Consider the following 23,267-nt stretch of genomic DNA (forward strand, 5'->3'; position numbering starts at 1 on the left):
ATTAGTATCTCCCTTGACGTGAGCTAGTTGAACGAGAAGTAGACGCTGGTGTTTCTGTGCGCTCCGACTCCAACTCGATATGATCATACGCTGAGGTTGATTTCGCTTTACGCTTAGTCTCAGTTTCTGAGCTACCTTTACCTAGCTTATCGATTGGTAGATACAGTAGGTTACCGCTAGACTCTGAATCAATCAGTACTTTCGACGACGCCGAGTAAACTTCTTCCATCGTGTCTAGGTACAGACGGTTACGGGTAACTTCTGGTGCCGCTTGGTATTCTGGTAGTAGTTTTTCAAACTGTGCTACCTGACCCAGTGCTTCGTTAATCGTACGCTCTGAGTAACCCAATGCTTCTTTCTTCAAACGTTCTGCACGACCGGTCGCTTTCGGCAAGATTTCGTTTTTGTAAGCTTCCGCTTCACGAATGAAACGCTCTTCATCCTCTCGAGCTGCGATTGCGTCATCGAACGCATCTTTAACTTGCTCTGGCGGACGCGCAGACTGGAAGTTCACGTCAACAATCGCAATACCCATATCGTAGTTATCGATGATACGGTTTAGCGTCTCTTGTGTGCTTTGACGAATTTGCTGACGACCACTGGTTAGGATGCTATCCATCAGTGAGTCACCAATTACCGCACGTAGTGCAGAATCGGTTGCTTGGCGCAAACTGTCATCAGCGTTAGTTACGCGGTATAGGTATTTGTATGGATCAGATACACGGTACTGAACACCCATTTCAACCGTCACTACGTTTTCATCTTTAGTCAGCATTAGACCAGACGCACGTAGCGAGCGAATCGCTTGGACGTTAACTGTTTCGTAGGTATCGATGAAACGAGGGTGCCAATTCAGACCCGGCTCTTCAACACGATCAAACTTACCTAGGCGCAGCACTACGCCACGCTCGGCTTCACCTACGGTGTAGAAACCGGAGAAAACCCAAATAGCAATGGCAATCACTGCGATCAAACCAATACCGATCGCACCACCGCCACCGATAGAAGGTGTTGAACCACCGCTTCCACCTTTGCCAAACTTTCCACCCAGCTTTTGACTCAGTTTATTAAAAACTTCGTCTAGGTCTGGCGGTCCTTGATCACGACCATTATTTGGTCGTTGGCCATTCCCGCGATCGTTATTGCCCCAAGGGTCATTATCGCGGCCATTATTGCCGTTATTATTACCAGGCTCATTCCACGCCATTAGAAAGCTCCATCATTTTATATGACGTTATACTGTAGCAGCCATTTAAGTGACTATAAAGTCTCCTAAAACTGCCCCTTCTCTTTTTTCAAGTCTAGACCAATCAACCTGCTGCATTCGAATATCGATCAGTAGATTGCCATCCTGATCATATTCTTCCTGTTGAATACAGTTCATTTGGAAAAACAAACTGCGCAAGCGACCTTGATATTGAGGTGGGATCTGTAACTTATGCTCCACCATCTGACTTGCTAAACGTTTTGTCAGCGCCTCAAACAGCAGCTCCATGCCCTCACCGGCCATGGCAGATACCCAAACTCGTTGCGGCACACCTTCGTCATCATATTCAATACGAGGTTTTTGCCCTTCAAGATTGTCGATTTTGTTCATGACGATCAAACTTGGGATTTCGTGCGCTTCGATCTCTTCGAGCACGATATCAACAGCCTGAATGTTCTCACGAAAACGTTCGTCACTGGCATCAACAACATGTAACAAAATGTCAGCTTCTTGCGTTTCTTGCAGTGTTGCTTTAAACGCTGCCACCAAATCGTGAGGCAAATGGCGAATAAAACCTACTGTGTCGGCAAGAATTGTTGTGCCTACATCTTCCAACTCTAACTTACGTAAGGTCGGGTCTAGGGTTGCGAACAACTGATCAGCGGCGTAAACACCCGCTTCAGTGATTCGGTTAAACAGTGTCGACTTACCTGCGTTGGTGTAACCCACCAATGAGATAGTCGGGATCTCAGCTCTGTTACGAGCTCGGCGACCTTGTTCTCGCTGCTTCGCCACTCTTTCCAATCGGCGCAGGATGGCTTTAATTCGATCACGCAGCAGTCGGCGGTCCGTTTCCAACTGAGTTTCACCAGGACCACGTAAACCGATACCACCTTTTTGACGCTCAAGGTGAGTCCAACCACGGATCAAACGAGTAGAAATATGGCGCAATTGCGCAAGCTCTACTTGCAATTTACCTTCATGGGTTCGGGCACGTTGGGCAAAGATATCTAAGATCAAGCCAGTTCGGTCGATCACTCGACACTTCACCAGTTGTTCTAGGTTACGTTCCTGGGCAGGAGAGAGGGCGTGATTGAAAATCACAATATCAGCACCCGTCATCTGCACAGCTTGTGCAATTTCTTGTGCCTTACCCTCTCCGACATAGTATTTCGGGTGCGGGGACTGGCGGCTGCCAGTGATCACTTGCAGTGATTCAACCCCAGAAGAAGAAACCAGCATTTCAAACTCTGCTAGATCTTCCCACTCACCTTCTTGCGTGAAGTTAATATGAACAAGTACAGCCTGCTCACCGGCTTCATAACGGTCAAACAAGCATTAGACTCCTGTGTGTATTAATCTTCAGATTTCTCTTGTGGACGTTCAGATGGACGATCGTTGCTGCTGTGGTGAGTCACAGCACGCGCTGGAACCACAGTAGAGATCGCATGCTTGTAAACCATTTGATTTACTGTATTTTTCAGCAAGATCACGAACTGATCGAAAGACTCGATCTGACCTTGAAGTTTGATACCGTTCACAAGGTAGATTGAAACTGGCACACGCTCACGGCGCAATGCGTTTAGAAATGGGTCTTGAAGAGACTGCCCCTTAGCCATTTTATTTTCCTTATTTGATTGTTGTTTTATTCATACCAATCAGCGCAAATATCAGCTCAACTATTGAGCACATATTTACCCCGATTGGTATATTTATTTAGCTACAGTATTGGGAGCTGTTTTTGCATCCAAGCTAAATGAATCGTGCGCAAAAAACGATCACATTATACACAGATAAACAGTAATTCCATCAATCAGTTGCGATTGCATCTGACATCAGTTGTACCGACTGTTCAACGTTCTCGCTATCCAACCAAGTTAAATCATCCCAGCTGCGCAGCCAGGTAATTTGTCGCTTGGCCAATTGACGGGTTGCACAAATACCACGATAAATTGCTTCATCAAGCGTGCAGTTCCCATCCAAATAGTCCCACATCTGTCGATAGCCCACGCATCGAATCGACGGCAGATCCGGATGAAGATCATCTCTAGCGTATAACGCCTTCACTTCTTCTTCAAATCCAGCATCGATCATTTTATCAAAACGTAACTCTATACGACGATGGAGTTCAGCCCTTTCCTTGGGTGCTATTGCAAATTGTTTGACGCGATAAGGGATTGGCTCACCCTTATCTTCTGTCAACTCAGTTAAAGTTTTACCTGAAATTCGGAAAACTTCCAATGCCCGAGATAATCTTTGTGGATCATTCGGGTGAATTCTTTGTGCTGAGACAGGATCAATTGCTTTGAGCTGATCGTGCATCATTGCCCAACCTTTGGTCAATGCCTCTTGTTCAATCTCTTGACGAATTTTGGGATCTGCGGCAGGTAATGGGGATAAACCTTGCAGCAAAGCCTTGTAATACAGCATGGTTCCACCGACAAGCAGAGGGATTTTGCCCTGACTTGTAATCTCATCCATCGCCAATAGCGCATCACGACGAAAGTCTGCCGCCGAGTAAGCTTCGCTCGGATCTAAAATATCGATCAATCGATGCGGTGCAAGTGCCAATTCGTCAGCATCGGGTTTTGCCGTGCCAATATCCATGTCTTTGTAGATCAATGCAGAATCGACACTGATGATTTCAACAGGATATTTTTGACGAAGTCGAATGGCTAAATCCGTTTTGCCCGATGCGGTTGGCCCCATTAAAAACAGAGCTAAAGGTAATTGTTTATTCATTAATTAAAGCTTGCGATCGTGGCAGAAAAATCAACAGACTGAACCAATTGTCTGTCATCGAGTGGCAACTTATCGTGCCAAAGCTGCTCTATTTCAGCCAGCAGTTGAAGTGCCTCTGACTGAGTATAGTGGCTTTTTGTCTCAAACACCTGAGTGGCAAGCCACTGACTGATCTCTTGGATCGTTACCGCTTCAGGCTGAGAAGCGAGGTAAGATAACAGATCTGGCAGCAACTTTTGTAGGTTTTGCTGCCTTAACGGTGCTGGCACCGCCATAATCATCACCGCATCTTGCCCTTTAGGACGCAATACCAAAGCCAAATCTCGCCACTGTTGTTGATAGACATCCAGCATCGCCAACAGTTCCGGCTCTAATTTAATCGATAAAGGCACCAATAAGGGCTGCGCCGTTAACGCACCTTGCTCAGTACTTAGTTGCCCAAGACTTCGATACCATTGTGCTCGAGGTAAGTTAAGCAAAGAACATCCCGCTTGAGACTGAAGCAGCAAGTATTGCTCTTGCACGACGCCCACGGCTTTCCCTAAATCAACGACTGCTTGCTCACTATGGGTTGCTATGGCTTGGGTAGGTGCTGCCACCTCTTTAGTGGCATCAGGAGTTTGCAATAGCTCTTGGTAGACCTTCACTTCACGCAGGCTCGGTGCTTTAGGGAGCTCTTTTTGTGCAGGCTTACTCAAGGGGGCGCTGTCACGCCACTGCTGAGAAGGTGCAATGGATGCTTCTCTTACTTGCTGCTTAGAAGTATCACGACTCGTCGAAGGTGCAGAGTAATGCTGCTCAGTGGCTAAAGCGCTATCCGCTTTATTTGGATAGACCGGATTACTCGCAATCACCTTAGCCGCACGCTCTTGCGCAGGAGCAGAGGTTTCTGCCGCTGGAGTGCTATCTGAAGTGGTATGAAATGCGCTCTCTCGGGTTTGCTGCGCCTCGACATGATCTGACTGGGCCAATGCACTGCTTAGCGCCTGATAGATAAAATCATGCACCAGTCTTGCTTGATGGAAACGCACTTCGTGTTTAGCAGGGTGAACATTCACATCGACTTGATGCGGATCGATCTCGATAAACAGGACGAAAGTTGCAAACTGATCTGGTCTTAAGCTGGTTTCATAGCTTTGACGAATAGCGTGATTGATCAGTTTGTCACGCATCATGCGACCATTGACATAGCAATACTGCAGATCACTTTGTTGGCGAGCACCTTCTGGTGTAGTGATCCAGCCACTCAACTTTAAATCATTGTGCTCTAACTCGACGTGCAACATATGGCGGACAAAACCGCTGCCACACACCGCCGCAATACGTGTTTCACGCTGTTTATCCGTCTTCGCCGCTCGATACTGACGGATCATCTTGCCGTTATGACGTAGGTTTATCGTCACATCGAAGCGGCTCAGGGCGATCCGCTTGAGCAGCTCATCAATATGAGAAAATTCTGTTTTTTCTGTACGAAGAAACTTTCGACGTGCTGGCGTGTTGAAAAACAAATCCAGCACTTCCACCGTAGTGCCTATCGGATGCGCTGCTGGCTGGAGCTTAACTTCCATCTCACGACCTTCCGCATAAGCAGACCAAGCTTGGTCTTGCGCAGCGGTACGTGAGGTCAAGGTCAAGCGGGCGACAGAACTGACACTGGCCAGTGCCTCGCCACGAAAGCCCAAGCTGCATATCGCTTCCAAGTCATCCAAAGTGTGGATCTTCGACGTCGCATGGCGGCTTAGTGCTAACCCGAGCTCATCTTTTACGATGCCTTTTCCGTTGTCGCGCACACGGATAAGCTTGCTTCCCCCTTTCTCGATATCAATATCGATTCGGGTGGCACCAGCATCTAGACTGTTTTCTACCAGCTCTTTCACCACCGATGCTGGGCGTTCTACCACCTCACCAGCAGCGATTTGGTTGGCTAAACGAGCCGGAAGAATTTTAATCGTCATCAGTTACCTGGAATTATCAACACCTGACCAATCGCTAGTTGATCAGATTTTAAGTTATTAGCTTTACGGATCGCCGCCATAGAGACATTGTAGCGATTGGCGATCTTACCCAAATACTCACCACGTTGAACCTTATGCTTAACGTCTGGCTTGGCGTTATCTGGCACACGGATCTTGAGTTTTTGCCCAAGTCTTACCGTATCCGACTTAAGGTTGTTTTCTTTACGAATACTGGCGATCGTTACCTTGTATTTAGAAGCAATTTTGCCTAGGTAATCTCCAGAAGCCACTTTATGAGTAATCAACTTAGTCTTCGCAGATGTACTTGCAGCTGAACTTGAAGGAGGGGCGGCGGCTCCGGTAATGGTAAGCACCTGCCCAACTGCTAAGCTATCACTCTTAAGCTTGTTCAAAGTACGAATGGACTGAACGGTTACCCCATATTTCTTGGCGATTTTTCCTAAGTATTCACCACGCTGAACAGTGTGCTTAATTTGCTGATTACGATTAGCAAACATGGTGCCCGGAGGCGCATTGTCATTGAAGTAATCAACAATCGCTTTGCTTAGCGCCCGAGCCAACTTCTGCTGATGAGAGCGTTGGAACAAAAGTTTCTCTTCGGTTGGATTCGACATAAAGCCTGTCTCTACCAACACCGATGGAATATCAGGTGATTTCAGTACCGCCAGACTAGCGTGTACTGGTTTGGCTTTATGCAGCCTTGTCACCTTACCCATCTCGGCCAAGATATTGGTCGCAACTTTGTAACCCTCTTTCTGAGAATGATTAAACTTCAGATCTAACAGCGTTTGGCTGAGGTTGCGGTCACTGTTGTGCTTAGAAAGTACTTCACCAGCACCACCAAGCAGCTCTGACTGCTCTTCGTGCTTTTCTACCCAGCGAGCGATCTCACTGTTAGCGCGGCGGGTATTGAGTACAAACACCGACCCCCCCCTTGGTTGCGGAGAACGGAAGCTATCGGCATGGATAGAAACCAGCAAGTGGGCTTTATTCTTACGCGCAATTTCAGAGCGTTTGTTGAGGTTAACAAAGTAATCCCCACGACGTGTCAACACCGCTTTCATACCCGGCACTTTATTAAGCTCAGCCGCCAGTTTTTGCGACATGATCAAGGTATGGTGTTTTTCGTACTTTTTGGTCGGACCGATAGAACCTGGGTCCTCACCACCGTGACCAGGGTCAATCGCTACCACGATGTCAGCGTTGCCGCCAGTTGCATAGGTCACTGTGGTTGCCTGAGCACTTGAGCTGGTTGCAGGCTTCGCTTTTGGAGCAGGTTCTGGTGTTGTCGCAACAACGCCATGTGGCAAGTCGATCACCAATCGATGTCCATACTGACCACCCGGTGTCGGTGCCAATTTAAACAGTTTCGGCTTAACGCTCTTGCTCAGTTCGAACACCAATCGGTAGGTCGACTTCTTTGGCGGTGAACTCTTACGAACTCGCTTCAATACCGGGGAATCGGTCACGTTAATCGGAAGCTTGGTGCTTAAACTGGTGTCACTAAGATCTACCACCAAACGCTGCGGGCCCGACAAGGTGAAATAGCTATAATCCACCTCTGACTGAAGGTCGATCACCACTCGAGTTTCCTCAGGTGATGGCCATACTCGAATCCCCTTCAATGTATTTGCACTTGTTTGGAAAGATAGAAGTAATAGCCAAGACGCCATCAACCAAACAATCGGAAGGAGAACTGCTCGCTTATTTATCAACACAACTCCAAACTTTCTAATAAATCGATACCATATTTCGTATTCGCAGTGATCACTGCTGTGCGCTGCTCCCCTTGGTAACGCATTTCAATATCCAGATCTGGCTCAGGCAGTAGACCTTCACCCTTTTCTGGCCACTCAACCAGACAGATAGCATCAGGGGTAAAGTAATCACGGATCCCCATGAACTCCAGCTCTTCGGGATCTGCCAGACGGTACAAATCAAAATGGTACACCTGCCATTTGTCTAACGCATACGGTTCTACCAGAGTATATGTTGGGCTCTTTACATTTCCTTGATGACCCAGTGAGCGAATAAAGCCGCGACTAAAGGTGGTTTTTCCTGCGCCCAAATCACCATGCAGATAAATGGTCGTTTGCTGATGACAAGCGCCAGCAATCGCTGTTCCAAATTCAACGGTGGCTTGTTCATCTTTTAAGGCAATAGGGTTTGAGCTAACAGGCTGCATAATCACTTCAACGAAATAAAAAACAAAAGAACAGGAATAGTAAACTGTGATGGATCTTTGAGACAAGATCTTAGATGTCAAAAATGGGTTATTGTCATCAGTTAATCGGTATCTAGATGTATCTCTACCCTAGATCCTGATTGTAATTCCACTAAGATCAGTTAGAATCACCGCCCAATTTTCATCCAGTGTCCATTATGAACTACCAAGATCTCGCTAACCAAATCAAACTATGGGGAAAAGAGCTCGGCTTTGATCAAGTGGGCATATGTGATGTCGACCTCAGCGAACATGAGCAAAGTTTGCAAGCGTGGCTAGATGCTGGATATCACGGTGAAATGGATTGGATGGCACGACACGGCATGATGCGTGCTCGTCCAGATGAACTGTTACCTGGAACCGTACGAGTCATAAGCGCTCGTATGAACTACCTTCCATCACAAGCACTGTTCGCCTCCAACTTGAAAGACCCTTCACTTGGCTACGTTAGTCGATATGCACTGGGGCGTGATTATCATAAGTTGGTCAGAAACCAGCTAAAAAAGCTCGGACAAAAAATCGAACAGCAGCTCGGTGAGCAGCTAGGCTACCGACCATTTGTCGATTCAGCCCCCATCTTAGAGCGCCCTTTAGCGCAAAAAGCAGGCCTTGGTTGGAGCGGTAAACACTCACTAATCATCAATCCAAGCGCAGGTTCGTGGTTTTTCCTTGGTGAACTACTGATAGACATTCCACTACCTGTCGATTCGCCAAGCGAAGACCAATGCGGTAAATGCACGGCGTGTATTACCTCTTGCCCAACCGGAGCCATTGTCGAAGAGGGTGTCGTGGACTCACGTAAGTGTATCTCCTACCTTACCATTGAATTCGATGGTGTTATCCCTGAACCAATGCGACCGCTTATTGGCAATCGTATTTACGGTTGTGATGATTGCCAACTGGTTTGCCCGTGGAGTAAAGAAGCACCACTCACTGAGCGTGAGGACTTCCAACGTCGACCGAGCCTTGAAGAAGTATCCTTGCTCTCTCTATTTAATTGGCAAGAAGATGAGTTCTTAAAGAAGATGGAAGGCTCAGCTATCCGACGAATTGGCTACCACCAGTGGCTACGTAACCTTGCTGTTGCCATGGGGAACGCACCGTTTAACTCTGGTTACATAGAAGCGTTAGAGTCTCGCTTAGGTCTAGATGACACTCTCGACATTCATCTTAATTGGGCGATTGAGCAGCAACAGAACCAGTTGCCAATTAAAGACCGTAAGAAAGAACGATTGATTCGGATTATTGAAAAGGGCTTGCCACGCGACGCGTGATAAATGTTTCATCTAACTGACACATTCTTTGACCTAATTCGCAAAAATAGTTGTATGTGGAAAAAATCCCTTTCATCAGTAGGATTCTCTAATTTAAAAAAAGTTAAACACAGAACCTATTTATGACAAGGATCAAAAAAGAGTAAGTTTTTGATCTTTGATCCATCTTGCAATTTAACAGCCACATAAAGAGCGGCTATTTAAAATCAATAACTTACATGGCTTTTGCTAAGTCTATGTATTTTAAATAAAAGCCAAAGATCTTCTTCTAGCCCTTTAAAACTCTAACAAAAAACTATTTATCAACCAACTTATCCACAGAGTGATTTATGTGGATAACTCTGTTAGTTAAAGTGTAAATAGGTGCGCAAAGCCGCACTGTGCCTATATCGACAAGTGTAGAGTTCGACCGTCAATGGTCATAAAAGTTAGATTGAATTGAAACAAAAAAAATCACCCTGTGTGGGTGCGTATCATTTTTTGTTTTGGGGATTATGCTTCACAGCATTAAAAAAAGAGCGGTGCCAGTAACTGGCTGTCATCGTTTAGCACGATGAGGGCTTTGAGGTTGATTAGCGCCTTAGATGCGTTGACCACCTCTTTTTACAAGAGAAATGGAGCGACACACGAGGTTCGAACTCGTGACCTCAACCTTGGCAAGGTTGCGCTCTACCAACTGAGCTAGTGTCGCATCATTGTCATCGTTAGGTACGATGAAAACCGTCAAATTGGAGCGACACACGAGGTTCGAACTCGTGACCTCAACCTTGGCAAGGTTGCGCTCTACCAGCTGAGCTAGTGTCGCTTTGGTTGCGGGGGCCGGATTTGAACCGACGACCTTCGGGTTATGAGCCCGACGAGCTACCAAGCTGCTCCACCCCGCGTCCGTATTGTGTCACCGTTTAAAGTACGATGAAGACTTTTTAAATTGGAGCGACACACGAGGTTCGAACTCGTGACCTCAACCTTGGCAAGGTTGCGCTCTACCAGCTGAGCTAGTGTCGCATATTCTCTTAGAGAGAAATTGGTTGCGGGGGCCGGATTTGAACCGACGACCTTCGGGTTATGAGCCCGACGAGCTACCAAGCTGCTCCACCCCGCGTCCGTATTGTCTCACCGTTAAGCACGATGACAGCTATCAAATTGGAGCGACACACGAGGTTCGAACTCGTGACCTCAACCTTGGCAAGGTTGCGCTCTACCAGCTGAGCTAGTGTCGCTTTGGTTGCGGGGGCCGGATTTGAACCGACGACCTTCGGGTTATGAGCCCGACGAGCTACCAAGCTGCTCCACCCCGCGTCCGTATTGTGTCACCGTTAGGTACGATGAAAACCTTTAATTTGGAGCGACACACGAGGTTCGAACTCGTGACCTCAACCTTGGCAAGGTTGCGCTCTACCAGCTGAGCTAGTGTCGCTTTGGTTGCGGGGGTCGGATTTGAACCGATGACCTTCGCTAGGTTTTATGAATAGCTGAGCCCGACGAGCTAGCGAATCACAACACCTTTAAATTTTGGTTGCGGGGGCCGGATTTGAACCGACGACCTTCGGGTTATGAGCCCGACGAGCTACCAAGCTGCTCCACCCCGCGTCCGTATTGTATTCACCATTCAAGGCATGATGAAAGCCTAAAATTTGGAGCGACACACGAGGTTCGAACTCGTGACCTCAACCTTGGCAAGGTTGCGCTCTACCAGCTGAGCTAGTGTCGCATCAACAACGTTTCGTCGTTTAGGGCTGCGAATTATAAGAGCATTTTTTTGTGATGCAAGTCCTTCAGCCCTAAAAATCCAATTTTTTTTCCATTCGGCTAAAAATAAATCATTTCAGCACGATATTTGACCAAACTAGATGCTAAAAACCGAATTTCGATAGAATTGCAGCTCAGCAATAGATTCACGAATGTCATCTAGTGCCAGGTGAGTGCCTTGTTTTGAAAAGTTTTTTAACGTCTCTGGCTGCCAGCGACGCACCAACTCTTTGATGGTGCTAACGTCGATGTATCGGTAATGGAAGTATTGTTCCAGCTCAGGCATGTATTGGTACAGGAAGCGGCGATCTTGGCCAACGCTATTACCACAGATTGGTGATACACCTTTTGGTACCCACTGCTGTAAAAACTCAATCGTCTGCTTAATCGCTTCTTGTTCAGTAATGTTACTGGCACGAACACGATCGACCAGACCACTGCCGGTGTGGGTCGTGGTACACCACTCATCCATTTTTTCCAGCTCTGTCTCTGGTTGATGAATCGCAAGTACTGGTCCTTCCGCCAGAACATTAAGCTCGCTATCGGTAACAATGGTAGCAATTTCAATGATCTTATTGGTTTCAGGGTTAAGACCTGTCATTTCCAAATCAATCCAGATTAGGTTTTTGTCGCTGAATGACATAGATGAGTTGCCTATTTTGTCGCTAAAAGAGGTATCATACCCTGCTATAGCGGAATTCCAACTGCATTTCGTGCAGTTCTCAGCGTAATTAAAGAAAAAATTGTGGCTAAAAAGAAAAAGCTGACCAAAGGTCAGGTACGACGCGTTCGTAGCAATCAAAACAAACGTCTGCAAAAAGAGACCAGCGTCCAGTGGGACGAAACCATGCTGGGTGAAGCTAAGCAAGGCTTAGTAATCACTCGCTTTGGTCAACACGCAGATATTGAAGATCTAGAAACAGGCGAAATCGAGCGTTGTAACCTACGACGCAGCATCGAAAGCTTAGTCTCTGGCGATCGCGTGATCTGGCGTAAAGGTCTAGAATCCATGGCTGGTATCTCTGGCATTGTGGAAGCTGTTGAGCCACGCAAATCCGTACTGACTCGCCCAGATTACTATGATGGTCTTAAGCCTGTTGGTGCAAATATCGATCAAATGGTCATCGTCTCCTCAGTGCTTCCAGAGCTTTCGCTTAATATCATCGACCGCTACTTGGTCGCTTCAGAGACGCTGGAAATTGCCCCTCTGATTGTGTTGAACAAGGTAGACCTGCTTAAGCCAGAAGAAGTTGCAGATTATCAGCAACAGCTAAGCACTTACGAGAAAATTGGCTATAAGGTCCTCTTGGTCAGTAAAGAATCAGGCGAAGGTATTGAAGCCCTACAGGAAGAGCTAAAAGATCGCATTAATATTTTTGTTGGTCAGTCTGGTGTTGGTAAATCAAGCCTGGTTAACGCTCTAATGCCTGAGGTAGATGCTGAAGAAGGCGCTGTATCCGAAAACTCAGGTCTTGGTCAGCACACTACCACGGCGGCGCGTTTATACCACTTCCCGAAAGGGGGGGACTTGATTGACTCTCCTGGGGTTCGTGAGTTTGGTCTTTGGCACCTAGAAGCGGATGAGGTCACTAAGGCCTTTGTTGAATTCCGTCCATTCTTAGGCGGTTGTAAATTCCGCGACTGTAAACACCAAGATGATCCAGGTTGTATCCTACGTGAAGCGGTTGAAGATGGAAAAATCACTCAAGTGCGTTTTGATAATTACCACCGTATTATCGAGAGCATGTCGGAGAACAAGGCTAACCGCCACTTCTCAAGTAAAAAATAACCAAGTCGCATAATGACCTCAAAAAGCTGACAAGCGAATTGAGATTGAGTACCATTCTGCGCCGAATTGTTGAACAAGTTGGAAAACAAAGTGTTAGATAAGATTAAAGTCGGCCTGCAATACTGGCTGCCACAACACGCACTGACTCGCCTTGTGGGTAAGCTGGCAAGTGCAAAGGCAGGAAGCCTAACTACGGCCATCATTCGCATGTTTATTAAGCAATACAAGGTAAACATGGACGAGGCTTTGCATAGCGATCCTGCACACTTCAAAACATTTAACGAATTTTTCGTACGTGAGCTAAAAGAAGGCGCACGTCCTATCACTGAAGGCGTAGAGGTTATCTCTCACCCAGCGGATGCCTGTGTGAGCCAGTTTGGCCCGATTGAAGATGGTCAATTGATCCAAGCTAAAGGCCATACCTACTCGGCTCAAGCGCTACTAGGTGGCAGCGCTGCATTGGCACAAGAGTTTGCTGGCGGTGAGTTTGCAACACTTTACCTATCACCGCGTGATTACCACCGTGTGCACATGCCGTGTGACGGCACGCTGCGTCAGATGATCTACGTACCGGGTGACCTTTTCTCAGTAAACCCTTTAACAGCTGAAAATGTACCAAACCTATTTGCACGTAATGAACGTGTGGTATGTATCTTCGACACTGAGTTTGGCCCGATGGCACAAGTCCTTGTTGGTGCGACCATCGTTGGTAGTATTGAGCTTGTCTGGGCAGGTACGGTAACCCCACCTCGTGGCAACACGGTTTACACTTGGGACTACCCAGCGGAAGGTGAAAAATCTGTCGTACTGAAAAAAGGCGAAGAAATGGGACGCTTCAAGCTAGGCTCCACAGTAATAAACCTGTTCGCTAAAGACGCTATCAACTTTGATGAGAGCATGGCGCTGACCAAACCAACGGTGATGGGCACGGCATACGCTCACAAAAAAGCATAGGTTTCGCTCTGCCCCTTTCTAAACGGTCGGCGTTCCGGGGGAGTTGAAGGGGGATCTGACTCCCTAACCTAAAGCACAGACGGTTAGTTCAATCAGAACCCCTCCCAGCCTCCCCTTAGAAAGGGGAGGAGCAAAAACTTATCTTTCCTGTCATAATTTGACTAAAAACAAACTCCCTTTCGATACTTTTCTCTTCCTGCTCAAAATATCGTTTCGATCGACGACCTAGTCGCTGCTCTCAATTATGCTGATTTTTCGTTAAGCAGTTGAGGGATAGGTAAATTATGGCAAAGCAGAATCTTGGTACACTGATCCGACTGCTGATCTGTTTTGGTCTGCCTTTGCTCGTATTGGTCATGCCGATTGACCTAATCCCTATCGATGATCTGACCGTGATACAGCATCGCTTGCTGGCGATTTTCTTGCTCGCCGCACTACTCTGGGTATTAGAGCCTGTACCTGTGTTTGCGACTTCAATATTGATCATCGCACTTGAACTGATCATGATTTCGAACAAAGGGCTATTGGTATTTAGAGACGTGCCTGATGGTCATGATTTTGGCACCTTTATCAATTATACCGACATCTTTGCTGCCTTCTCTTCCCCTATCATCATTCTGTTCATGGGCGGATTTGCACTGGCCATTGCCGCATCCAAATACCAACTAGACAACAACCTTGCCCGAGTACTGCTCAAACCATTTGGTCATCAGCCTAAGTTCATCATGCTGGGCTTAATGCTGATCACTGCGGTGTTTTCAATGTTTATGTCTAACACCGCCACCACGGTGATGATGCTAGCCTTGCTTGGTCCTATCGTGGCCTCTGCACCAAAGGGCGATCTTGGCATCAAAGCACTAGTGTTGTGTATTCCTATTGCCGCAAACACTGGGGGTATCGCCACCCCAATTGGTACACCGCCCAACGCTATTGCACTGCAATACTTAACCGGTGAAAACAGCATCGACTTTCTGTCTTGGATGATGATGGGTCTGCCTTTTGTCATCATCCAGCTTAGTATCGCTTGGTTACTGCTACAAAAGCTGTTCCCATCTTCTCAGACACAAATGACTCTTAAGCTCGACGGAAAATTCAAGAAGAGCTGGCGAGCGATAGTGGTGTACGTCACTTTTGCTGCTACCATTTTGTTGTGGATGACCACCAGCTTACACGGCATGAATACCTATGTGGTTTCAATTATCCCACTCGCCGTTTTTACTCTCACGGGCATCATGGGTAAAGAAGAGTTAAAGCAGATCAACTGGGACGTGTTGTGGCTCGTTGCAGGTGGTATCGCCATTGGTATTGCGCTTGATAAAACGGGGCTGGCTAAAGCACTAGCTCATGCTATCGATTACGAGGCGCTATCACCTGTTGCTGTGGTGATAACCCTATCCATCGTCTGCTGGTTAATGGCAAACTTTATGTCCAACACTGCGACAGCCAACTTACTGATGCCAATTGCTGCGGCGATTGGTACCTCAATGCCATCGCTAGTGTCAGTTGGCGGTATCCAAGGCTTACTGGTTGTGGTCGCTTTCTCAGCTTCACTCGGTATGATCCTGCCGGTATCCACACCACCAAACTCCCTCGCCTACTCGACCGGCCTAATTGAAAGCAAGGACATGGCAAAAACCGGCATTATCATAGGGTTGGTCGGACTTGCGATCGTTTATGCAGCGATGTTGGTATTGACGTAGAGATCGGTAATCGGCTAACGGACGCTGGCGCTTACGGTTAACGGGAAAGACTATGACCGGAAGCGCCAGCGTCCGTTTACCGAATCGAAGTGCAGAATGTGCTATTCTGCACTTTCCTATATCTAATAACCGTTTACCGACCTCATGAACTACGAATGGTTTGCCCTTGCGGCTGCGTTTCTTTGGGCTGTTTCTAGCCTTATTTCTGTGACTCCAGCTCGCCATTTGGGGTCGTTTGCTTATAGCCGTTGGCGCATGGGGTGTACTGCCACCATGTTGATTGCCATGTCATTGGTGAGTGGCGGTTGGACAAGCATCACTTCTGATGCGGTATTGCCGATGGCACTGTCGGGACTTATCGGCATATTTATCGGTGATACTGCGCTGTTTGCTTGCATGAACCGTATGGGCCCTCGTCAAGCTGGGCTGCTGTTCTCTTGCCATGCGGTGTTTTCTGCCATTTTAGGTTACTTCCTTTTTAGTGAAACCTTTACTGAACTTGAAATGGCAGGCTCGACACTGGTGTTTGCTGGTGTGGTCATGGCGATCTTTTTTGGGCGTAAAGGCTCCCATGAATGGGATACGGTGCAAGGCAAGATTTATATTGGAGTGGCCCTTGGTCTCCTAGCGGCCATCTGTCAGGCGCTAGGTGGGATCATTGCCAAACCTGTGATGCAAACCGATATTGACGCCGTATCCGCCTCCGCCATCCGTATGACCACTGCATTTCTAGCCCACTGCGCATTTCGAATGACAGGTGCCAAGCTATCCAAAGCCATCAACCCGATTAATTGGCGTGTATTGGGAATATGTGCGGTTAATGGATTTCTCGCAATGGCGGTGGGTATGACGCTGATCTTATATGCACTGCGAGATGGCAACGTAGGTATGGTCGCACTGCTCTCTTCCACCACACCGATTATGGTTCTCCCTCTGCTTTGGCTATACACCAAGCAGAGGCCAAATCGTTATTCTTGGGCTGGGGCGGTATTGGCGGTTGTGGGGACTGGGTTGTTGGTGAGTAACTAAGCTCGGTAAAGGGCTATCGGACGCTAACGCTTAACGGAACACGGGGAGCTCGAAAGCCGTTAGCCGTTAGCCGTTAGCCGTTAGCGAAGCGTCCGCTTTACCGTTTGCTAAGCCCTAGGAAACGTAAACGCTGTCACCTCATCAATATGCGCTTTCCCCAACGCCAACATGATCAGCCGATCAACCCCAAGTGCTACCCCGGCGCAAGCAGGAAGGCCATGCTCTAGCGCCTTAATCAGGTGGTGATCAATAGGCATCTGAGCCAGCCCCATCTCTTCTCGTTGACGATTATCTTGTTCGAAGCGTGCCAGTTGTTCTTGGGCATTGTCCAGCTCATGAAATCCGTTGGCTAACTCAATACCTTTAAAATAGACCTCAAAACGATCGGCCACTCGTGGGTCTTGGGCATTGATCTTGGCGAGCGCCGCTTGCGATGCAGGAAAATCGTAAACAAAGGCAGGTGCTTGCTGACCAATCTTTGGCTCCACACCGACGCTGAACAGCAGTTGCAACAAAGTGTCTCTGTCTTGCTCAGGTTCTGCGATATCACTCAGGCCCAGTGTTGCTGCTGAAGCTTTAAGCGCTTCCATGCTGGCTTCAAGTGGACATACTGCCAACACTGACACAAAAGCCTGTTGGTAGGTCATGCGCTCAGCGTTGCCACAGTCCAGCACCTGTTGTAACAGCTGGTCCATCTCATCCATCAAGTCATGATGATCAAATCCCACTCGATACCACTCTAGCATGGTGAATTCAGGGTTGTGATAGCGACCATTTTCCTCGTTACGAAACGCTTTGTTGATCTGATAAATGCAGCCACTGCCTGCGGCTAATAGTCGCTTCATGTGAAATTCTGGGCTGGTCATTAGGTGCAGTGCTTGACCATCGGCAAAGCCAGGGCCAACAAAATGAGTTTCAAAAGTATGAAGATGAATGTCGGTTACCGTAGCGTGACTCATCGCTGGTGTATCCACCTCAATCACATTGCGCTCGGCGAAAAAGGTTCGTATCTGTGCAATTAACTCAGCTCGCTGACGTAATACTGAAATCTGTGCATTGGGTTGCCAGGATAATGACATGGGATGGACTCCAACAAGTTGAGTAAAAACAAGCAATAACACCGCCGTATAGTCACTTAATGCCACTCACAAGATGAACTTTTCAATTCAATTACTTAGTGAGTATTTAGCCAATAACTTTAAGCGATGTGTAGCGAAGCAAAGTATGCCAAATTAAGACGTGACTTTCCTCACACATGGCCAAAAATTTACTCGTATCGCACTGTTTCCGAGCCAAAAACCTGATTACATCAATTTTTTTGCCCAAGCGCTTCTCTAGACTGATGAAAGGACCAAAAACAAAAATATTATTAAAACTAGGCACAAGGAGCGGCCACATAAAGCGAATTTTCGTCAATATGTGTTGCCGTTTTTTTATGCCCCAACACACTGGAGGATAACTGTGCAAACAATTACCACAGATATCGCAGTCATCGGCGCTGGCGGCGCTGGTCTTCGTACTGCTATTGCCGCAGCTGAAGCAAACCCAGACATGGAGATCGCTCTGATTTCCAAAGTCTACCCAATGCGCTCCCACACGGTTGCAGCAGAGGGCGGCTCTGCTGCTGTAGTGAAAGATGAAGACAGCTTAGATAACCACTTCAACGATACCGTTGGTGGTGGTGACTGGCTTTGTGAACAAGACGTCGTTGAGTTCTTTGTTGAAAACGCTACTCGTGAAATGATCCAAATGGAACAGTGGGGTTGCCCATGGAGCCGTAAGGAAAATGGTGAGGTAAACGTGCGTCGTTTCGGCGGCATGAAGGTAGAGCGCACATGGTTTGCCGCAGACAAAACCGGCTTCCACATGTTGCACACCTTGTTCCAGACCTCAATGAAATACGACAATATCGTGCGTTTCGATGAGTATTTCGTTGTCGACCTACTGGTTGAAGACAACGAAGTGCAAGGCTTGATTGCTATTCATATGGCGGAAGGCGAACTGGTCACCATCAAAGCGAAATCCGTTGTACTTGCGACGGGTGGCGCTGGTCGTGTTTACCACTGTAATACCAATGGCGGCATTGTTACCGGTGATGGGATGGCAATGGCTTATCGTCATGGTGTTCCACTGCGTGATATGGAGTTTGTGCAATACCACCCGACTGGCTTACCTGGGACCGGTATTTTGATGACCGAAGGGTGTCGTGGTGAAGGCGGGATCATCGTAAACAAAGATGGCTACCGTTACTTACAAGATTATGGCATGGGCCCAGAAACCCCTGTGGGTCAGCCAAAAAACAAATACATGGAGCTAGGGCCTCGCGATAAGGTTTCGCAAGCGTTCTGGCATGAGCAGCAAAAAGGCAACACCATCAAACACCCATTAGGTGATGTGGTGCATCTTGACCTTCGCCACTTGGGTGAAGAGTACTTGCAAGAGCGTCTGCCATTTATCTGTGAGCTGGCGAAAGCGTACGTTAACGTTGACCCAGCGAAAGAACCAATCCCTATCCGTCCAACGGTTCACTACACCATGGGTGGCATTGAAACCAACCAAACCTGTGAAACTCGCATCAAGGGTCTGTTTGCGGTAGGTGAGTGTGCCTCTGTAGGTCTTCACGGTGCAAACCGCCTTGGTTCTAACTCACTGGCTGAGTTTGTGGTATTTGGCCGTGTGGCTGGTGAGAAAGCCGCTGAACGTGCCAAAGAGTTCAAGGGTTGGAACGATGAGTCTATCGATGCTCAAGTCAAAGCAGTAGAAGAGCGAATTGCAGCACTTCTTAACCAAGAAGGTGACGAGAACTGGGCGGACATCCGCACCGAGATGGGCCATACCATGGAAGCAGGCTGTGGCATCTATCGCCAACAAGACTTAATGCAAGCGACCATCGATAAGATCACCGAGCTTAAAGAGCGATACAAGCGTATCGGGATCAAAGATAAAGGCAAAGTGTTCAACACTGACCTACTCTACGCTATCGAAGTCGGTTATGGCCTTGAAGTTGCAGAAGCTATGGTTCACTCAGCCATCTTGCGTACTGAATCTCGCGGTGCTCACCAACGCCTCGATGATGGTTGCACAGAGCGTGATGATGAGAACTTCCTAAAGCACTCATTAGCCTTCTACCAACCAGACGCAGCGCCATCGATTGACTACAGCAAAGTCACCATTACTAAATCACAGCCAAAAGCTCGCCTCTACGGTGAAGCCGCAGAAAAAGCTGCTGCTGAGGAAGCCGCCAAGGCTGCAAAAGCTGATGATGCGGAGCCAACAGAGGAGAAAGCGTAATGAACAATCGAGTTCAGAAAGTAGAAATCATGCGCTATGACCCGGCTCATGATGACAAACCATACATTGACACCTTCGAAGTACCGTTCGACGAAACCATGTCGATCTTAGATGCGATTGGTTACATCAAAGATAACCTAGATAAAAACCTATCCTATCGCTGGTCTTGTCGTATGGCGATTTGTGGCTCGTGTGGTCTGATGGTAAATGGAGTACCTAAGCTGGCGTGTAAGAGCTTCCTGCGTGACTACCCGAATGGCGTAAAGATCGAACCACTGGCCAACTTCCCGATCGAAAAAGATCTGATCGTGGACATGACACCATTCATCGAACGTCTTGAGGCGATTAAGCCATACATCATTGGCAACGACCGTAAACCAGAAGATGGTACTAACCTGCAAACCCCAGAGCAGATGGCGAAATACAAACAGTTCGCTGGCTGTATCAACTGTGGGCTTTGTTATGCGGCTTGTCCTCAGTTTGGTTTAAACCCTGAGTTCATTGGTCCTGCAGCACTGACACTGGCGCATCGCTACAACCTAGATAGCCGTGATAATGGCCAAGCTGAGCGCATGGACATCATCAACGGTGAAAATGGTGCTTGGGGCTGTACCTTTGTCGGTTACTGCTCTGAAGTGTGTCCTAAGAATGTTGATCCTGCGGCGGCAGTAAACCAAGGCAAGATTGAGTCTTCAATGGACTTTGTGATTGCGATGCTAAAGCCTGATGGCAAACCAGTTAAAGAGGAGGCGTAAGGCATGAGTAACCGTAAACCTTATGTTCGTGAAGTAAAACGCACGTGGTGGAAGGACAATCCGTTTTATCGCTTTTACATGGTTCGTGAAGCAACGGTACTTCCGCTTATACTGTTTACCCTCTTCCTAACCATAGGTCTAGGCAGCTTAGTCAAGGGACCTGAAGCATGGGCTGGGTGGCTTGAGTTCATGGCTAACCCTATTGTGGTGGCGATCAACATCGTGGCACTCCTGGGTAGCTTGTTCCACGCTCATACCTTCTTCACCATGTTCCCGCAGGTGATGCCTATTCGTATCAAAGGCAAACTTGTTGATACTAAAACACTGGTGATGGGCCAATGGGCGGCAGTTGCTGCCATTTCACTCATCGTACTGATTGTGGTTTAAGGAGAAAAATAATGATTAATCGTCATCCAAAACGCTCTGATGAACCTGTATGGTGGGGCCTATTTGGTACAGGAGGCAGCTGGTTTGCCATGATCACCCCTGTCACTGTTTTGGTACTCGGTATCCTAGTACCAATGGGTGTGATTGATGCTGAAGCCATGAGCTATGAAAGAGTGTCTGGTTTTGTTACTAGCATCATCGGCGCACTGTTTATCATCGCCACCATCGCCCTGCCAATGTGGCACGCCATGCACCGTGTTCATCATGGTATGCATGATCTTAAAATCCATACGGGCGTGGTTGGTAAGATCGCTTGTTATGCGATTGCTGGTTTTTTGTCGGCGCTGGCTGTTGTGTTTGTGATTATGATATAGAAAATCGGACGCTGCGCTAACGGTTCACGGACGCGTTGCTAGCGGGAAACGGCAATAGCTAAAAACAAAAAGCTGGAAGAGTAATGCTCTTCCAGCTTTTTTCTTAGCCGTTAGCAAAGCGTCCGTTTACCGCTTTCCCTTAGCTTTACGTCCGATAGCTTTACGTCCGAAGTTCTACTTCTGCACCACTTTCTGTGTTTGGTCCATCAACCCTAGTGCGCCGAAGCCAGTAATCACATCCAAGTTAGTTTTCAAGCCGCCTTCGTTACCACCACCAATATAGTTTTGCGGCATTTGCACTTGGAAGTTTTGCAAGTTGCTGTACATCACGTTCGACACTTCGCGATTAAGCTCAGCAAGGTACACCTCTTTGTTTGCACCCAGCGCTGCATATTTCGCTTTCAATACCTCAGCTTCTGCTCGCCCTTTCTCCAAGATAGCCTGCGCTTCAAACTCGGCAGATAACGCATTGGCTTTTTGGATGGCTAGGTTCGCCTCTGCAATGGCTAGCTCTTTTTCTTTCTCAACTTCAGCAAGACGTTTGGTTTTCTCAACCTCTACAATTTCTCGCTCTGCGATTTGGCGAGCTACCTCAACCTCTTTTTGCTGAGAAATGATTGCCAACTCTTTCTGGCGCTGAGCATCTTGTACTTCGCGAGTACGCTGTATCTCTTTACGCAGTTGCTCGGTTTCCGCTTGGGCTTTCGAGGTCTCTTGCTCTTGAATCGCTCGAATACGGTCAGCAACCAAACGCTTTTTATCAGCTAGCAGTTGATCAAGCTGCTGCTCTGGTTGAGGGTCACCAATGGTTACCTGCGTCACCTGAATCCCATACTGCTGAAGTGGGTTGTCCTGACGAATCGGCTGGCCACTGTCATCGAGCACTGGCACGGTTTTCCACACTAACTGCTGCGTGCGCTGAAGCTGGTTAGCATTAGACTGATTCGCACCCACAGGGGCAAGATCTAACTCTTCCACTTCGACCTGTCGCCTTTCGGTGAGGTATATCCCCTCTCGAAGTTGATCGCCAAGCTTAGATTTAAACTGGTTAAGTCCCCCCTGAAAGAACTCTTCGCCAGTATACTGGGTGGCGGTAATCACTGTTACGTTGCGGGCATTTTTTACCAGCAATGCATCAATCAAGTTGCTGTTATTGCGAAACTCCTTGTGCATTTTTTCCACCGCTTCAGGGTTATTGCTCAGCTTGAAGCGAAAGGTAACAGGGATCTGACCAATATAGGTATCGGCAAAACGCACCTGTACTGGGTCAAGTCGTTGGAAGAAATCCTCGCCCTGACTGTTGCCAAATGACACGGTGATCACTTGGTCGTATTTGGTGATCTTAGATAAAAACGGCATTCTGAAGTGAATACCCGGCTCGGTGAACACATCTAACTCACCCGTAATATTGTTCTGATGCACGTAGCTGTAACCAGCATCAGTCATCAATACAGAACTGTTAATCGTTAAGCCTAATGCCAGTAGTGGCACGCCTATAATGGCGGTTTTTATCCCTTTGGTTAGTAACTGACGTCTTTCTGCCACTTTCAAGCCCTCTCCTAAGCCTTTATTTTCCATATTATTCTCCTTGTTTGGGTTGTCATTGAGTAAACCGAATAGATCAAGGTGATGTGCAACTCGTTGACAACGAGGACTAATGTATCAAATTGTTACACTAAGGAATAATCGAAAGATTCATTAATTTGATATGGTTTTTACGAAACATACAAATAATGAATGACAATGCGTTACTTTTAGAGGTGGCTCAAATAAATGGCGGAAATAAAAAAAGCCGGAGAGTTTGAAACTCTTCGGC

General features: G+C 47.4%; 19 protein-coding genes and 10 tRNA genes. 9 read left to right on the plus strand and 20 right to left on the minus strand.

The window, feature by feature from the left end; genetic code table 11:
- Position 1 precedes the first annotated feature (1 nt).
- The 7 genes from hflK to tsaE all read right to left on the minus strand — a co-directional run bounded on the left by hflK (position 2) and on the right by tsaE (position 8,110).
- Positions 2-1,207 (minus strand): FtsH protease activity modulator HflK, encoded by a 1,206-nt coding sequence (gene hflK, locus J4N39_RS13530; protein ID WP_252020361.1) that lies wholly within the window; start codon positions 1,205-1,207, stop codon positions 2-4.
- Positions 1,208-1,252: 45 nt separating this feature from the next.
- Positions 1,253-2,542, minus strand: a complete 1,290-nt coding sequence (gene hflX, locus J4N39_RS13535; protein WP_252020363.1) for a ribosome rescue GTPase HflX — start codon at positions 2,540-2,542, stop codon at positions 1,253-1,255.
- A 20-nt stretch (positions 2,543-2,562) separates the two neighbouring features.
- On the minus strand, positions 2,563-2,826 hold the full coding sequence (hfq, locus tag J4N39_RS13540; protein WP_252020365.1) for an RNA chaperone Hfq: 264 nt from the start codon (positions 2,824-2,826) through the stop codon (positions 2,563-2,565).
- Between the two features lie 190 nt (positions 2,827-3,016).
- Entirely contained in the window at positions 3,017-3,949 is a 933-nt protein-coding gene (gene miaA / locus J4N39_RS13545; protein WP_252020367.1) for a tRNA (adenosine(37)-N6)-dimethylallyltransferase MiaA, read from the minus strand.
- Positions 3,949-5,904, minus strand: coding sequence for a DNA mismatch repair endonuclease MutL (gene mutL, locus J4N39_RS13550; protein WP_252020369.1), 1,956 nt, complete (start codon positions 5,902-5,904; stop codon positions 3,949-3,951). The genes miaA and mutL overlap by 1 nt, the downstream gene beginning before the upstream one ends.
- Positions 5,904-7,598: an N-acetylmuramoyl-L-alanine amidase gene (locus J4N39_RS13555; protein WP_252020371.1), complete on the minus strand. Its 1,695-nt coding sequence runs from the start codon at positions 7,596-7,598 to the stop codon at positions 5,904-5,906. The genes mutL and J4N39_RS13555 overlap by 1 nt, the downstream gene beginning before the upstream one ends.
- 38 nt (positions 7,599-7,636) lie before the next feature.
- Complete coding sequence (tsaE, locus tag J4N39_RS13560) at positions 7,637-8,110, minus strand: tRNA (adenosine(37)-N6)-threonylcarbamoyltransferase complex ATPase subunit type 1 TsaE (RefSeq protein ID WP_252020373.1); 474 nt, start codon at positions 8,108-8,110, stop codon at positions 7,637-7,639.
- Between the two features lie 197 nt (positions 8,111-8,307).
- On the opposite strand from tsaE, the gene queG reads away from it, so the two are divergent.
- Positions 8,308-9,423 carry a tRNA epoxyqueuosine(34) reductase QueG gene (gene queG, locus J4N39_RS13565; RefSeq protein WP_252020376.1) on the plus strand — a complete coding sequence of 372 codons (1,116 nt, stop codon included), beginning with the start codon at positions 8,308-8,310 and terminating at the stop codon, positions 9,421-9,423.
- Between the two features lie 615 nt (positions 9,424-10,038).
- Here the strand turns inward: queG and J4N39_RS13570 are convergent.
- The 11 genes from J4N39_RS13570 to orn all read right to left on the minus strand — a co-directional run bounded on the left by J4N39_RS13570 (position 10,039) and on the right by orn (position 11,815).
- Positions 10,039-10,114 (minus strand) — tRNA-Gly (locus J4N39_RS13570).
- A 38-nt stretch (positions 10,115-10,152) separates the two neighbouring features.
- Positions 10,153-10,228, minus strand: a tRNA-Gly gene (locus tag J4N39_RS13575).
- Positions 10,229-10,230: 2 nt separating this feature from the next.
- Positions 10,231-10,307 (minus strand) — tRNA-Met (locus J4N39_RS13580).
- 45 nt (positions 10,308-10,352) lie between these two features.
- Positions 10,353-10,428, minus strand: a tRNA-Gly gene (locus J4N39_RS13585).
- Positions 10,429-10,448: 20 nt separating this feature from the next.
- Positions 10,449-10,525 (minus strand) — tRNA-Met (locus J4N39_RS13590).
- A 42-nt stretch (positions 10,526-10,567) separates the two neighbouring features.
- Positions 10,568-10,643 (minus strand) — tRNA-Gly (locus J4N39_RS13595).
- Between the two features lie 2 nt (positions 10,644-10,645).
- Positions 10,646-10,722: transfer RNA gene (locus J4N39_RS13600), tRNA-Met, on the minus strand.
- Between the two features lie 42 nt (positions 10,723-10,764).
- Positions 10,765-10,840: transfer RNA gene (locus J4N39_RS13605), tRNA-Gly, on the minus strand.
- A gap of 96 nt (positions 10,841-10,936) precedes the next feature.
- Positions 10,937-11,013 (minus strand) — tRNA-Met (locus J4N39_RS13610).
- A gap of 45 nt (positions 11,014-11,058) precedes the next feature.
- Positions 11,059-11,134 (minus strand) — tRNA-Gly (locus tag J4N39_RS13615).
- Between the two features lie 135 nt (positions 11,135-11,269).
- Positions 11,270-11,815, minus strand: coding sequence for an oligoribonuclease (gene orn, locus J4N39_RS13620; RefSeq protein ID WP_252020378.1), 546 nt, complete (start codon positions 11,813-11,815; stop codon positions 11,270-11,272).
- A gap of 102 nt (positions 11,816-11,917) precedes the next feature.
- Here orn and rsgA point away from each other — a divergent pair, with 102 nt between their 5' ends.
- The 4 genes from rsgA (at position 11,918) to J4N39_RS13640 (ending at position 16,644) form a co-directional block, all read left to right on the plus strand.
- A complete protein-coding gene (rsgA, locus tag J4N39_RS13625) occupies positions 11,918-12,961 on the plus strand; it encodes a small ribosomal subunit biogenesis GTPase RsgA (protein WP_252020381.1) in 1,044 nt (347 codons plus the stop codon).
- A gap of 90 nt (positions 12,962-13,051) precedes the next feature.
- Positions 13,052-13,915, plus strand: a complete 864-nt coding sequence (gene asd, locus J4N39_RS13630; protein WP_252020383.1) for an archaetidylserine decarboxylase — start codon at positions 13,052-13,054, stop codon at positions 13,913-13,915.
- Positions 13,916-14,199: 284 nt separating this feature from the next.
- Positions 14,200-15,615, plus strand: coding sequence for an SLC13 family permease (locus J4N39_RS13635; RefSeq protein WP_252020385.1), 1,416 nt, complete (start codon positions 14,200-14,202; stop codon positions 15,613-15,615).
- 144 nt (positions 15,616-15,759) lie between these two features.
- Entirely contained in the window at positions 15,760-16,644 is an 885-nt protein-coding gene (locus J4N39_RS13640) for a DMT family transporter (RefSeq protein WP_252020387.1), read from the plus strand.
- Between the two features lie 107 nt (positions 16,645-16,751).
- Here the strand turns inward: J4N39_RS13640 and epmA are convergent, their stop codons facing one another.
- Positions 16,752-17,723, minus strand: a complete 972-nt coding sequence (epmA, locus tag J4N39_RS13645) for an elongation factor P--(R)-beta-lysine ligase (protein WP_252020389.1) — start codon at positions 17,721-17,723, stop codon at positions 16,752-16,754.
- Positions 17,724-18,105: 382 nt separating this feature from the next.
- Between epmA and frdA the strand changes: the two genes are divergently transcribed.
- The 4 genes from frdA to frdD are packed head-to-tail and all read left to right on the plus strand — an operon-like array spanning position 18,106 to position 21,451.
- On the plus strand, positions 18,106-19,935 hold the full coding sequence (gene frdA, locus J4N39_RS13650; RefSeq protein ID WP_252020391.1) for a fumarate reductase (quinol) flavoprotein subunit: 1,830 nt from the start codon (positions 18,106-18,108) through the stop codon (positions 19,933-19,935).
- On the plus strand, positions 19,935-20,690 hold the full coding sequence (locus tag J4N39_RS13655) for a succinate dehydrogenase/fumarate reductase iron-sulfur subunit (RefSeq protein WP_252020393.1): 756 nt from the start codon (positions 19,935-19,937) through the stop codon (positions 20,688-20,690). Before frdA ends, J4N39_RS13655 begins: the two co-directional genes overlap by 1 nt.
- Before the next feature lie 3 nt (positions 20,691-20,693).
- Positions 20,694-21,077, plus strand: a complete 384-nt coding sequence (frdC, locus tag J4N39_RS13660; protein WP_252020395.1) for a fumarate reductase subunit FrdC — start codon at positions 20,694-20,696, stop codon at positions 21,075-21,077.
- An 11-nt stretch (positions 21,078-21,088) separates the two neighbouring features.
- On the plus strand, positions 21,089-21,451 hold the full coding sequence (gene frdD / locus J4N39_RS13665) for a fumarate reductase subunit FrdD (RefSeq protein WP_252020397.1): 363 nt from the start codon (positions 21,089-21,091) through the stop codon (positions 21,449-21,451).
- A 174-nt stretch (positions 21,452-21,625) separates the two neighbouring features.
- On the opposite strand, the gene J4N39_RS13670 is transcribed toward frdD, so the two are convergent.
- Complete coding sequence (locus J4N39_RS13670) at positions 21,626-23,029, minus strand: SPFH domain-containing protein (RefSeq protein ID WP_252020399.1); 1,404 nt, start codon at positions 23,027-23,029, stop codon at positions 21,626-21,628.
- Positions 23,030-23,267 lie beyond the last annotated feature (238 nt).

It is taken from the genome of Vibrio sp. SCSIO 43136, assembly GCF_023716565.1.
In the GTDB taxonomy this organism is placed as follows: Bacteria; Pseudomonadota; Gammaproteobacteria; order Enterobacterales; family Vibrionaceae; genus Vibrio.